The sequence below is a fragment of the Rhizobium sp. LARHSG275 genome (assembly GCF_052871115.1).
Genome location: NZ_JBIXJN010000015.1, coordinates 165,439 through 178,976, shown reverse-complemented (window position 1 = coordinate 178,976; position 13,538 = coordinate 165,439). Strand labels below are relative to the sequence as shown.

General features: G+C 62.8%; 8 protein-coding genes. 6 read left to right on the top strand and 2 right to left on the bottom strand.

Annotated features, from left to right (window positions below; all coding sequences use genetic code 11):
- From ACIPSK_RS21405 to ACIPSK_RS21380, 6 genes are all read left to right on the top strand, one after another.
- Positions 1-389, top strand: a 389-nt coding sequence (locus tag ACIPSK_RS21405; RefSeq protein WP_446532965.1) for a cytochrome c-type biogenesis protein, incomplete at its 5' end; no start/stop codon positions are given.
- A 237-nt stretch (positions 390-626) separates the two neighbouring features.
- A complete protein-coding gene (locus ACIPSK_RS21400; protein WP_162118962.1) occupies positions 627-2,219 on the top strand; it encodes a Do family serine endopeptidase in 1,593 nt (530 codons plus the stop codon).
- Positions 2,220-2,295: 76 nt separating this feature from the next.
- Positions 2,296-3,042, top strand: a complete 747-nt coding sequence (locus ACIPSK_RS21395; protein ID WP_017963595.1) for a response regulator transcription factor — start codon at positions 2,296-2,298, stop codon at positions 3,040-3,042.
- Positions 3,039-4,448 (top strand): sensor histidine kinase, encoded by a 1,410-nt coding sequence (locus ACIPSK_RS21390; protein WP_017963596.1) that lies wholly within the window; start codon positions 3,039-3,041, stop codon positions 4,446-4,448. The genes ACIPSK_RS21395 and ACIPSK_RS21390 overlap by 4 nt, the downstream gene beginning before the upstream one ends.
- A gap of 134 nt (positions 4,449-4,582) precedes the next feature.
- Positions 4,583-7,540 carry a bifunctional [glutamine synthetase] adenylyltransferase/[glutamine synthetase]-adenylyl-L-tyrosine phosphorylase gene (locus tag ACIPSK_RS21385; protein ID WP_162118963.1) on the top strand — a complete coding sequence of 986 codons (2,958 nt, stop codon included), beginning with the start codon at positions 4,583-4,585 and terminating at the stop codon, positions 7,538-7,540.
- A 103-nt stretch (positions 7,541-7,643) separates the two neighbouring features.
- On the top strand, positions 7,644-8,294 hold the full coding sequence (locus tag ACIPSK_RS21380) for a glutathione S-transferase family protein (RefSeq protein WP_162118964.1): 651 nt from the start codon (positions 7,644-7,646) through the stop codon (positions 8,292-8,294).
- 13 nt (positions 8,295-8,307) lie between these two features.
- Here the strand turns inward: ACIPSK_RS21380 and ACIPSK_RS21375 are convergent, their stop codons facing one another.
- Positions 8,308-10,617 carry a PAS domain-containing sensor histidine kinase gene (locus ACIPSK_RS21375; RefSeq protein ID WP_162118965.1) on the bottom strand — a complete coding sequence of 770 codons (2,310 nt, stop codon included), beginning with the start codon at positions 10,615-10,617 and terminating at the stop codon, positions 8,308-8,310.
- 191 nt (positions 10,618-10,808) lie between these two features.
- Positions 10,809-13,457 carry an aminopeptidase N gene (gene pepN, locus ACIPSK_RS21370; RefSeq protein ID WP_162118966.1) on the bottom strand — a complete coding sequence of 883 codons (2,649 nt, stop codon included), beginning with the start codon at positions 13,455-13,457 and terminating at the stop codon, positions 10,809-10,811.
- Positions 13,458-13,538 lie beyond the last annotated feature (81 nt).

Sequence of the window (13,538 nt, the reverse complement as noted above, 5' to 3'; positions counted from 1 at the left end):
CCGACGAGGTGCTGGCCGATCCAGCTTTGGAAGCCCGCGCTCGCGCTCTCTCGGCCGAGCTGCGCTGCATGGTCTGCCAGAACCAGTCGATCGACGATTCCAACGCCGATCTGGCCAAGGACCTGCGGCTGCTGGTGCGCGAGCGCATCACCGATGGCGACAGCGACGAGGCGGTGCTGAACTACATCGTCTCGCGCTACGGCGAATTCGTGCTGCTGAAACCGCGTGTCAGCCTGAAGACGGGGCTGCTCTGGGGGGCACCGCTGCTGCTGATCCTTGCCGGCGGGCTGTCACTGCTGGTCTTTGCCCGCAACAGGGCCGGCAAACCGACCGGCAGCAAGCTGACGGCCGATGAACAGGCGAAGCTGAGCGAGCTTCTGAAAAAGTAAACGGTTAGCCGCTAATCCTCCATCATGACCGGCGGCAGCGAAAAGGCGGGCGCGCAGCGCAGGATCCCTGACGAGAAGCTGTTGCGGGTGAAATCCATATGAGTTTGCCGTAGACAAACATTACGAACTTTTCATTGGCCGGACAGTTCGCAGTAAGGTGCGGCGTTCTATATCTTCAGTCATCGACTGATCCGGCGTCGCCGGTCTGAAGATCCAAGAACAAGAGAAGGTGCTCCAATGCTCAAGAATTTCAACGGACGTCCGTCCCTCGCCACTGTGCTCAAGGCTTCTACCGTTGCCGGTGTCGCAGCCGCTGTGCTCGCAACCGGCGTTCCGCTCGAAATCACCCGGTCCTATGCCGAAGCTGTCAAGGTTCAGGCGCCTGCCGTTCCGAGCTTCGCCAATGTCGTCGATGCCGTTTCGCCGGCCGTCGTTTCCGTCCGGGTCGAAAACCGCGTCAATCCCGTCGCTGACAACAATGAAGGCTTCTCCTTCGATTTCAACGGTCGCGGCTTCGATGACCTTCCCGACGATCATCCGCTGAAGCGGTTTTTCAAGCAGTTCGGCCAGGATCCGAATGATCAGCAGGGTCATCAACGGCGCTTCGGCCAGAACGGACCGAATGGCGGCCCGAACGGTCCGGGCGGCAAGGGTCGCCTCCGCCCCGTCGCCCAGGGCTCCGGCTTCTTCATCTCCGAGGATGGTTACATCGTCACCAATAACCACGTCGTTTCCGATGGCCAAGCCTTCGTCGCGGTCATGAATGACGGCACCGAGCTCGATGCCAAGCTGATCGGCAAGGATCCGCGCACCGACCTCGCCGTGCTGAAGGTTGACGGCAAGGGCAAGAAGTTCACCTACGTCAACTGGGCCAACGACAATAACGTCCGCGTCGGCGACTGGGTCGTCGCCGTCGGCAACCCCTTCGGCCTCGGCGGCACGGTCACGGCAGGCATTATCTCGGCCCGCGGCCGCGATATCGGCTCCGGTCCCTATGACGATTACCTGCAGGTGGATGCCGCCGTGAACCGCGGCAACTCTGGCGGCCCGACCTTCAACCTCAGCGGCGAAGTCGTCGGCATCAACACCGCGATCTTCTCACCGTCGGGCGGCAGCGTCGGCATCGCCTTCGCCATTCCCGCCTCGACCGCCAAGGACGTCGTCGCCGATCTGATGAAGGACGGCCAGGTCTCGCGCGGCTGGCTCGGTGTCCAGATCCAGCCGGTAACCAAGGACATCGCCGAATCCATCGGCCTTTCCGAGCCGAGCGGCGCCCTTGTCGTCGCCCCACAGGCCGGATCGCCGGGTGAGAAGGCCGGCATGAAGGCCGGCGACGTCGTCACCGCGCTGAACGGTGAAACGATCAAGGATGCCCGCGATCTCAGCCGCCGCATCGGCGCGATGCAGCCGGGCAGCAAGGTCGAGCTTTCAGTCTGGCGCGCCGGCAAGGCCCAGCCTCTCACCGTCGAACTCGGCACGCTGCCGGCCGACCAGAAGGATGCGTCTGCCGATGACAACAACCAGCCACAGCAGCCTGAGGCACCGGCTTCCGAGAAGGCGCTTGCCGATCTCGGCCTGACGGTCGGTCCTTCCGACGACGGCAAGGGCCTGGCGATAACCGGCATCGACCCAGACTCCGAGGCTGCCGACAAGGGCATCAAGGAAGGCGAGAAGATCACCTCGGTCAACAACCAGGAAGTCTCCACCCCCGACGATGTCGTCAAGGCACTGAACCAGGCCAAGAAGGACGGCCGCACTCGGGCGCTCTTCCAGATCCAGTCCAGTGAAGGAAGCCGTTTCGTCGCGCTTCCGATCAACGGACAGGGCTGATCCCTAAGATAGCTTGGAGCCGTGCGGACGAAACTCCGCGCGGCTCGATTCTTCTGATCTTTGAAGGATGATCCCCATGACCGCCGCTCCCCAGGAAGATGCTTTGAGCCTTGCCGAAACGCAGCCGGTGGGTAATGTCGGCCGCATGAAGATTCTCATCATCGAAGATGATCTCGAAGCCGCGGTCTACCTCACCAAAGCCTTTCGCGAAGCGGGCATCGTTGCCGATCACGCCAGCGACGGCGAGAGCGGCCTGTTCATGGGGTCGGAAAATACCTATGACGTCATCGTCATCGACCGCATGCTGCCGCGCCGCGACGGGCTTTCGGTCATCAGCGAGTTGCGCCGCAAGGCCATCCATACGCCGGTCCTCATCCTCTCCGCGCTCGGCCAGGTCGATGACCGCGTGACTGGTCTTCGTGCCGGCGGCGACGACTACCTGCCGAAGCCTTATGCCTTCAGCGAGTTGCTGGCGCGCGTCGAGGTGCTCGGCCGCCGCAAGGGCACGCCGGATCAGGATGTCGTCTATCGCGTCGGCGATCTCGAGCTCGACCGGCTATCCCACGAGGTGCGCCGCGGCGGCAAGGAGATCCCGCTGCAGCCGCGCGAATTCCGCCTGCTCGAATATCTGATGAAGAATGCCGGCCAGGTGGTGACCCGCACCATGCTGCTCGAAAACGTCTGGGACTATCACTTCGACCCGCAGACCAACGTCATCGACGTTCATGTCTCGCGCCTGCGCTCGAAGATCGAAAAGGACTACAGCCAGCCGCTCCTGAAGACCATTCGCGGCGCGGGGTATATGATCAAGGATGAGGGATGAGCCGTTTCAGGGTTCTCTTCAAGTCCACCGCAGTCCGCCTTTCGGCACTCTATATCCTGCTTTTCGCCATCTGCGCGGCGACGCTCGTCTTCTATGTGACGGCCATGTCGGAACGGTTGCTGACGGGCCAGATCCGCGACGCCGTCAGGCAAGAGGTGGAGCAGGTGCAACGGGCCTATGACACCGGCGGCATGAACCTCCTGCTGCGCACCATGGAGCGGCGTGCCCGCCAGCCCGGCGCCAACCTCTACATCATTGCCGGCCCCTCGGGCGATATTCTCGCCGGCAACGTCGCCTCAGTGCAGCCGGGTGTCTTCGAGGAGGTCGGCTGGACCTCCGCGCCCTTCATCTATCAGCGTTATACCGACAGCGGCATCGAGCGCCGCCACAGGGCGATCGCCAATATTTTCGTGCTCGACAACGGCCTGAGAATCCTGATCGGCCGCGATCTCGGCGACCCCGAGCGTTTCCGTCTGCTGGTGCGCCAGGCACTGATGGTGGCTTTGGCGATCATGGGACTTGGCGCCATCATCATCTGGTTCGCCATCGGCCGCAACGCGCTGAAACGCATCGACCGCATGTCGGATGCCAGCAAGAAGATCATGGCCGGCGACCTGTCGCAACGCCTGCCGGTGGGCGGATCGGGCGATGAATTCGACCGCTTGTCGATGTCTTTGAATACCATGCTGGAGCGCATCGAGAAGCTGGACGAGGGCCTGCGGCAGGTTTCCGACAACATCGCGCATGATCTCAAGACGCCGCTGACGCGGCTGCGCAACAAGGCAGCCGATGCGCTCGATATCTCCGACGGCGAGACGCGGCGCACCGCGCTCGAAGGCATTATTTCCGAATCGGACCAACTGATCCGCACCTTCAACGCGCTGTTGATGATCTCCCGCGTCGAGGCCGGATCGGTCGCCGCCGAGATGACGCCGGTGGAGCTTTCGGCCATCGTCTCCGATAGCGCCGAGCTTTACGAACCGGCGGCGGAGGAGGCGGGGCTTGGCTTGAGCTCCAGCATCGAGCCGGATGTCGAAGTGCAGGGCAATCGCGAGCTGATCGGCCAGGCGATCTTCAATCTGCTCGACAATGCCATCAAATATTCCTCTGATACCGAAGGCGCGGGCAAAGTGTCGCTGAAACTTTCCCGCCGCCCGGACGGCATCTGCCTTTCCGTGGCCGATCACGGACCGGGCGTTCCCGCCGACCGGCGAGACGACGTGGTGAAGCGCTTCGTCCGCCTCGATGAAAGCCGGTCGAAGCCGGGGACGGGGCTCGGGCTTTCGCTGGTGGAAGCGGTGATGGAGTTGCACAATGGCCGGTTGGAACTCTCCGATACCGATCCTGATAAGCCCGAACAGCGTGGATTGACCGTCAGCATGATCTTCCCCGCCAAGGCTGCCTGATGACTCGATGCCGATGATCGGCTGAATCGCGTATTGGCGGTTTTCCGCCAAGACCCTAGTTTAATGCCGGTCGAAGGAGATGTTCCCGCGATTCTGCGGGACCGTTTCCTGAGGCGCTAAAGCAGGGAGAGCGCATGCTGACGAAATCGACGCATGGCCTGAAGGATGTCGCCGAAGGGCTGCTGCGTCCGCTGAACCAGACGGAGTTGAAGCTGGCGCTGGCCGACCTTCAGGAGGCCGGCAGGAGTGAGCCGTCAGTGGCTGCGATGCTGAAGACGGAGAGCCCGCTTCGCGATTTCATTGCGGCCGTGCTGACGCTGTCGCCTTATCTGCGCGAAATCGTCAATCTCGACCCCGCCATCCTCGCCGGCGCCATCACCGAACCGCTGGAGCCGCAGATCGAGGCGCTGGTCGCCGAGGCGCGGCGCTGCTGGCAACGGGACGGCGAGGGGGCGGCGCCTTCGGAATCGGTGGTGATGAGCAGGCTGCGCATCATCAAGCGCAAGGTGGCTTTCCTCGTCGCACTCGCCGATCTCGCGCGCATCTTCGACGGCCGGGCGACGACGGCCTGGCTGAGCGAGCTTGCCGAAGCTTCGGTTGCCGCCGCCATCGACCATCTGCTGCTGGCGGCGCATGAGGGTGGAAAGCTGCGGCTGCGGGATCCGGCAGCACCGAGCGACGGCTCCGGGCTGATCGTGCTCGGCATGGGCAAACTCGGCGCATCCGAACTCAACTATTCCTCCGATATCGACCTCGTCGTCGTCTTCGACGAGGAGGCCGGTATCGTGCCCGACCCGGATGACGCGATCGAGGTCTTCCCGAGGATGATGCGCCGGCTGGTGCGCATCCTGCAGGAGCGGACAGCCGACGGCTACGTCTTCCGCACCGATCTCCGATTGCGCCCCGATCCCGGTTCGACGCCGCTGGCGATTCCGGTCGATGCGGCGATGATCTATTACGAGGGCAGGGGTCAGAACTGGGAGCGGGCGGCCTTCATCAAGGCGCGCGCCGTTGCCGGCGACTTGACCGCGGGCGGCGATTTCCTGCGCGGCCTTGCCCCTTTCGTCTTCCGCAAATATCTCGACTACGCGGCGATTGCCGATATCCATTCGATCAAGCGGCAGATCCATGCGCATAAGGGCCACGGTGCCATCGCGGTCAAGGGTCATAATGTCAAGCTCGGCCGCGGCGGCATCCGCGAGATCGAATTCTTCGTCCAGACCCAGCAGCTGATCGCCGGCGGCCGCATGCCGGCCTTGCGCGGCCGGGCGACGGAGGAAACGCTCGGTGAACTCACCAAGGCGAAATGGATCGACGCGGAGACCCGTGACGAATTGACGGAGGCCTATTGGTTCCTGCGCGATGTCGAGCATCGCATCCAGATGGTGCGCGACGAGCAGACCCACCTGTTGCCGGAGACCGATGCCGACCTGAAACGCATCGCCTTCATGATGGGCTTTTCCGATACGCCGAGCTTCTCCGAACGACTGGTCGGCGTGCTGAAGACGGTCGAGCGGCGTTATGCTCACCTCTTCGAACAGGAGAGCAGGCTTTCCACCGACACCGGCAACCTCGTCTTCACCGGCCAGGGCGACGACCCGGATACGCTGGAGACGCTGAAGAGGCTCGGTTTTACCAGGCCGTCCGACATTTCCCGCATCATTCGCACCTGGCACTACGGCCGCTACCGGGCGACGCAATCGGTCGAGGCGCGTGAAAGGCTGACGGAGCTGGCGCCTGAACTCTTGCGGGTCTTCGGCGAAAGCAAGCGCGCCGACGAGGCACTGCTGCGCTTCGACAGTTTCATCTCCGGCCTTCCCTCCGGCATCCAGCTCTTCTCGCTGCTCGGCAGCAATCCGGCGCTGCTGTCGCTGATCGTCAACATCATGTCCTCGGCACCCCGGCTTGCCGAGGTGATCGCCGCCAAGCCGCATGTCTTCGACGGCATGCTCGATCCCGGCCTGATGGCCGAGCTGCCGACGCGTGATTATCTCGGCGAACGGCTGAAGGGTTCGCTTGCCCAGGCGCGCCACTATGAAGAAGTGCTCGACCGGCTGCGCATCTTCGCCGCCGAGCAGCGCTTCCTGATCGGCATCCGCCTGCTCACCGGTGCGATCAAGGGCGTGATGGCCGCACGCGCCTTCACGCATCTCGCCGACCTCGTCATTGCAGCAGCACTCGATGCCGTGGTGAGCGAGATGCGGGCAGCACACGGCGATTATCCCGGCGGGCGCATCGCGGTCGCCGGCATGGGCAAGCTCGGCAATTTCGAGCTGACGGCCGGTTCCGACATCGATCTGATCCTGCTCTATGATTATGACGACGCGGCCTCCGAATCCGATGGGCCGAAGCCGCTCGATGCGACGCGTTACTTCACCCGCATCACCCAGAGGCTGATGGCCGCCTTGTCGGCGCCGACCGCCGAAGGTGTGCTCTATGAGGTCGACATGCGGCTGCGCCCATCCGGCAACAAGGGGCCGGTCGCCACCCGCATCAATGCCTTCGGCAAGTATCAGCGCGAAGAGGCATGGACCTGGGAACATATGGCGCTCAGCCGCGCCCGGCTGATCTGCGGCAATGAGAGCCTGGTCGCCGAGGCGGAACTGATCGTCCGGGAGGTGCTGTCGGCCGATCGCGATATTGCCAAGGTGGCGCACGACGTCGCCGAAATGCGCGAACTGATCGACAAGGAAAAGCCGCCATCCGGCCCGTGGGACCTGAAGCTGATCCCCGGCGGCGTCATCGATCTCGAATTCATCGCACAATACCTGGCGCTGATCGCGCCGACCAGAGGCGTCGGCATTGCCGTCAATGGGATGAGCACCGGCGAGGCCCTGAAGGTGCTTGGCGACCGGCTGATGGCAACCGTCGATCTCGACTTATGCCTGGAGGCCTTCACGCTTTATACCGGCCTTTCGCAACTGATCCGCCTCTCCATCGACGGCCTGTTCGATCCGAAGGATGCGCCGGCGGGCCTCGTCGAACTCGTCTGCCGCGCCGGCGACTGCCCTGATATCAAGACGCTGGAAGGGGAGGTAAAGCGGCTGTCGAAAGCGGTTCGGAAAATATTCTTGAATGTCGTGAAAGCCTGATCTCACACCAGGCGGAACGATCGCGAGGATTATCGCGAGCATCGCCTGTCGGAATCTCGCTTAGCCAATCGTCTTCAGGATAGGCAAGCGATGGAGAACACCAATGACGATTACCATTACCGCTTTTGAACGGTCGCCCGATCGCGGCAGGGGTCTGGCGCGCGACATGCGCGTTCGCTGGGCGCTCGAAGAAGTGGGCCAGCCTTACGAGGTTCGTCTTGTCTCATTCAAAGAGATGAAGGAGCCCGCGCATCTGGCGCTGCAGCCTTTCGGGCAGATTCCGACCTATGAAGAAGGCGATCTCGCACTGTTCGAGTCCGGCGCCATCGTCTTCCATATCGGCGAGCGCTATGCGGGCCTGCTGCCGGACGATGCGAATGCCCGGGCGCGCGCGCTCACATGGATGTTTGCCGCGCTCAACACGGTGGAAACACCGATCTTCGACCGCGCTCTCGTCATGATCCTCGATCGCGACAAGCCATGGTACGACCAGCGCCTTTCTGCCCTCGAGGACAGCATCCGCAAGCGGCTGATCGGCCTCTCCCGCCGCCTTGGCGATGCCGACTGGCTCGATGGTGCGTTCAGTGCCGGTGACCTGCTGATGGTGTCGGTGCTGCTCAGGTTGAAGGGATCTGGCATATTGGAAGAATATCCGAACCTCGCCGCCTATGTCTCCCGCGGCGAGTCGCGGCCGGCATACAAGCGTGCTTTCGCCGCTCAATTGGCGGTTTTCACCGCCACATCGGCAGGCTGAAGAGGGGTCGGCTCTAGATATCGTCGGGAATGCGCAGCGAGATCACGGTGCCGACCGCTTCGCGTGAGCGGATCTTCATGCGGCCGCCATGCAGCAAGGTCAGCGAGCGGGAGATAGCGAGCCCGAGGCCGGAGCCGCCCTTGCTCTTCGCATATTGGCTCTGCACCTGCTCGAAGGGCTGGCCGATTTTCGACAGCGCCGAGCGTGGAATGCCGATGCCGGTGTCGGCGATGGTGACGACCACGGCGCCGTCCACGCGGCGCGTGCGCACTGCGACGCGGCCGCCATTGTCGGTGAACTTCACCGCATTGGAGAGCAGGTTGAGCAGCACCTGTTTCATCGCCCGGCGATCGGCCATCAACGTCAGGCCCGAGCAGATGCGCTGTTCGATGACGATGTTCTTTTCAGCCGCGGGCATGGCGGTGAAGCGCAGGCTTTCCTCGATCAGCGGTACGAGATCGATACGCTCGCAATGCAGCCTGACATGGCCGGCTTCGATCTTCGACATGTCGAGAATGTCGTTGATGACATTGAGCAGATGTTTGCCGCTGTCATGGATATCGCGGGCATATTCGTCGTATTTCAGCGAGCCGAGCGGCCCGAACATCTGGTTCTGCAGAATTTCCGAGAAGCCGAGGATGGCGTTGAGCGGCGTGCGCAGCTCATGCGACATGTTGGCGAGGAATTCCGATTTCGCCTTGTTGGCAGCCTCGGCGCGTTCCTTCTCCGCCTGGTAGTTGGCGTTGGCCGTCGACAGCTCGGATTTCTGGATCTCCAGCGTCTGGCGCGAGGCGGAAAGATCGCCGATTGTCGCCATCAGCCGGCGTTCGGATTCGCGCAGCCGCTCCTGATGACGTTTCATCAGCGTGATGTCTGTTCCGACCGAGACTTTGCCGCCGTCGCGGGTGCGCCGTTCGTTGATCTGCAGCCAGCGCTCGTCGGCAAGCTGCACCTCCGTCGTACGCGAATAGCCGGAGCCGTCGGCATCGGAAATCCGCCGCTCGATGACAGGACGGGCGGCGGCCGCATTGACGGTCGAGCGCTCGGTGCCGGGCACAAGCACGCTGTCCGGCAGGCCATAAGCCTGCTGGAAATGCGTGTTGCACATGACGAGGCGATCGTTCTTGTCCCAGAGCACGAAGGCTTCCGAGGTGCATTCGATCGCGTCGGCCAGGCGCTGGTCGGCTTCTGCGTAGCGCTGGGCGAGCCGATGCTGTTCGGTCACGTCCATGGCGATGCCGATCAGGTGCATACGGCCGGAATTGCTGCGGATCACCTGGGCACGCGCCCGCATCCAGACATAGTGGCCGCCGGCATGGCGCATGCGGAAGATCTGATCGACCTGGCCGGAAGCGCCCTTGCCGATGGCGCGCGCGATCTCGTAGAGCCCGCCGTCATCGGGATGCATCAGCCGGGCGGCTTCGCCGAAGCCCATCGTCTTGTCCGAACCCGGCAGGCCGAGCATGTCGTACATCGAGCGCGACCAGAAGAATTCGCGGGTTTCGAAATCGAAATCCCAGAGGCCGCAGCGGCCGCGCGACAGCGCCGTCTCGACGCGCAGGTTCGATTCCACGAAGATGTCGTCGGCATCGCGGGCGCGCTTTACCTGTGTGTAATAGGCATAGAGGATGACCAGCAGGATCGAGGAGATACCGGCAAACAGCGTCACGTTGAGCGCCAGTTCCTCGCGCCAGAGCCGGCCGACCTCGTCAAGCGAGGTGGCGGCGACGATAAAACCGCCGGCATTGCCCATCAGCGTGATCTCGGCATAGTGCGGCACGCCGCCGATCGTCGTTTCGATGACACCGGCGCGATCGCCGAAGCGCCGGATCGCCGAGACCTCGGGGAAGAAATCACCGACATTGCTGCCAACATGCGAAAGCCCGGCGGTGGTCGCCGCAAAAACCTTGCCGCTTGCCTGCACGAGCAGCACGAAAGCGCCGCTGTCCAGCCGGTCCTGCGGCAGGTATTTGGCGAGACGGGCCTGCACCTCGGTGATGTCGCCGCTGTCGAAAACATCGGTCGTATCGGCAAACACCGCAGAGGCGGTCGCCGCCGAAAGTGCAGTGGCATGGCGCGCCGAGGCCTCCAGACGCCCGTATTCGCTCATCATGCCGAAAAAATGCGAGGCGGCGACAACGGAGAGGAAGGCGACGATCAGTGCCGGAATGGCCCGCTTCAAGACCAGCTCGGCCTTCGGCAGATAACGCAGAAGTGGTTCCGATGTCGCATGGCCGGAAAGGCTGTCGCGCCAGGCTTTCAACCCGCCAAAATCGACACGCAGCCGTCCTCCGGCCACGGTTGCCCGCCGCACGTCCATCATCTCTTCGCCTTGTCCTCATGTGATTCGCGCGCCGCTCGCTCGAACCTGACCTAGAGAATCATGGGTGATTCGCCTTGTCCAGAGGCAAAGGTAAAAATCCGTTAACTATTTATAATTTCGGGTTTTTCCAGATGATTCGGGGCGCTGGGCGACCGGCCGCCGAATTTTTCGAGACGGCCGGTCGAATCAAATTACGCCTTAAGCGTGCGCTCGACGATATCGCGCACGTCGGTCGAAAGATCGGCGGCCCGCTCGATCTCGATCAGCGCCGAGCGGGCGTGATCGGCACGCACGGGTTCGAGCGACCGCCACGAGCGCATCGAGGTGAGAAGGCGGGCGGCGAGCTGCGGGTTGCGCTCGTCGATATCGAGAATCTGACCGGCGAGGAAGCGATAGCCTTCGCCGTCGGCGCGGCCGAAGCCGGTCGGGTTGGCAAAGGCGAAGGTGCCGACCAGCGCCCGCATCCGGTTCGGATTGGTCCGCTTGAAGAGCGGATTATCCATCAGGGCGCGAATCCGTTCCAGGGTTTTGGCGCCCGGAATGCCGGCCTGGATCGCGAACCATTTGTCGATGACGAGCGCGTTCTCCGCGAAGCGGTCGCGGAAGCTTGCCAGCGCCTCGCTCGTCTCCGCGCTGTCGGGAAAGCGATGGGCGAGGATCGTCAGCGCATGGCTGAGATCGGTCATGTTGTTGGCCGCATCGAAGGCGGCCTTGGCGCGCGCCGGCGTCTGTTCGGCATGCGAGAGGTAGGTGAGGGCGCTATTGCGCAGCGCCCGCAGGCCGGCACTTTTTGCGTCCGGGCTGAAATCGCCTGATGTCGTCATCGCGGCGTAGAGGCCGGCAAAGACGTCCTTTCCGGCATCGGCAATCTGTTTCAGGATCGCCTGCCGGCCGGCATGGATAGCATCGGGATCGTTGTTGCTGCCAAGTTCGCGGGCGATATCGGATTCGCTCGGCAGAGCCAGCGCCTGGGCACGGAAGGCAGGCTCGAGGTTGTCGTCGTCGGCGGCCGTGATCAGCGTCTCGATGAAGGTCGCCTCGCAGACGACTGGCTTGCCCTCGCGAGCGTCGCGTGCCGCTTTCAAGAGGTTCGGCAGCGCCAGATCGGTCAGCGCCTGCCAGCGGGCAAAATGATCGGTCTCATGGCGGGCGAGATGGGCAAGATCGGCCGGGCTCTGATCGAAATGCAGGTTGATCGGCGCCGAGAAGCTGCGGTTGATCGAAACGATCGGCCGCGAGCCGATGCCATGGAACACGGCCGTCTGCGTGCGGCCGGTGAGATGCAGCACCCCGCCGGCATATTCCGCGCCCTCAACCGAAGTCGGTTCGATCTTGCCGCCGTTTTCGCCAAACAGCGCGAGGCTGAGCGGAATATGCATCGGCTCCTTGCTCGGCTGGCCGGGCGTTGCCGGGATCATCTGTTCGAGCGACAGTGTGAAGCTGTCGGCCGCCGCATCATAGCTGCCCGATGCGGTGACGAGCGGCGTGCCGGCCTGATGGTACCAGAGCGAAAATTGCGAGAGGTCGCGTCCGCTTGCATCCTCAAAGCATTTGACGAAATCCTCGATCGTCACGGCCTGACCGTCATGGCGGTCGAAATAGAGGTCCATGCCTTTCTTGAAGCCGTCCTTGCCGAGCAGCGTCGCGATCATGCGCGTGACTTCGCTGCCCTTTTCGTAGACGGTCGTCGTGTAGAAATTATTGATCTCGCGATATGTCGTCGGCCGCACCGGATGGGCGAGCGGGCCGCCGTCCTCCGGGAACTGCTCCGATTTCAGGTGGCGCACTTCGGCGATGCGCTTGACCGGGCGCGAGCGCTGGTCGGAAGAGAATTCGTGGTCGCGATAGACCGTCAGGCCTTCCTTGAGGCACAGCTGGAACCAGTCGCGGCAGGTGATGCGGTTGCCGGTCCAGTTGTGGAAATATTCATGCGCGATGATCGCTTCGATATTGGCATAGTCGGCATCGGTCGCGATTTCCGGATCGGCTAGGACGTATTTGTCATTGAAGACGTTGAGGCCCTTGTTCTCCATTGCGCCCATGTTGAAGTCGGAGACGGCGACGATCATGAAAATATCGAGATCGTATTCGCGTCCAAACCTCTCTTCGTCCCATTTCATCGAGCGTTTCAGCGCGTCCATGGCATAGGCTGCGCGCGGTTCCTTGCCGTGCTCGACATAGATTTTCAGGACCACCTCGCGGCCGGACATGGTCGTGAACGTGTCTTCGACGACGCCGAGATCGCCGGCGACGAGCGCGAAGAGGTAGCTCGGCTTCGGATGTGGGTCGAACCAGGCGGCGAAATGCTTGCCGGGGCCGTAGCCGGCGCCGCCGAGGAAGTTGCCGTTCGACAAAAGCAGCGGGTTGGCGTCTTTGTCGGCGATGATGTTGACCGTGAAGGGCGCAAGCACGTCGGGCCGGTCCGGGAAATAGGTGATGCGGCGGAAACCCTCCGCCTCGCACTGCGTGCAGTAGATGCCACTGGTGCGGTAAAGGCCCATCAGTTCGGTATTGGCCTCGGGGTTGATAATCGTGGTGATCGTCAACTCGAAGGGCGCGCTCTCCGGCAGGTCGCGCACCGTCAGGCTTTCCGGTGTTGCATCGTAACGCGAAGGGTCCAGCTCCACCTGGTCTAACAGCAGCCCCGACAGCGTCAGTTCGTCGCCGTCGAGAACGATCGGCGCCGCCGGATCGGCGCCCGGGCGACGATGAAAGATCAGGCGCGCCTCGACCTTGGTCTCTGTCGGGTCGAGTTCAAAAGTGAGGTCCACGCGTTCCAGCACGAAGTCGGTGGGACGGTAATCTGCCAGATGAATGACCTGGCCGGTATCTGTTCGCATGGTGTTTCCTGAAGACCGTTATTTGACAACCGCGGAATACAGAGGCGGGCGCACTCTGCCTTAAATTTTGCCGGGGATGAT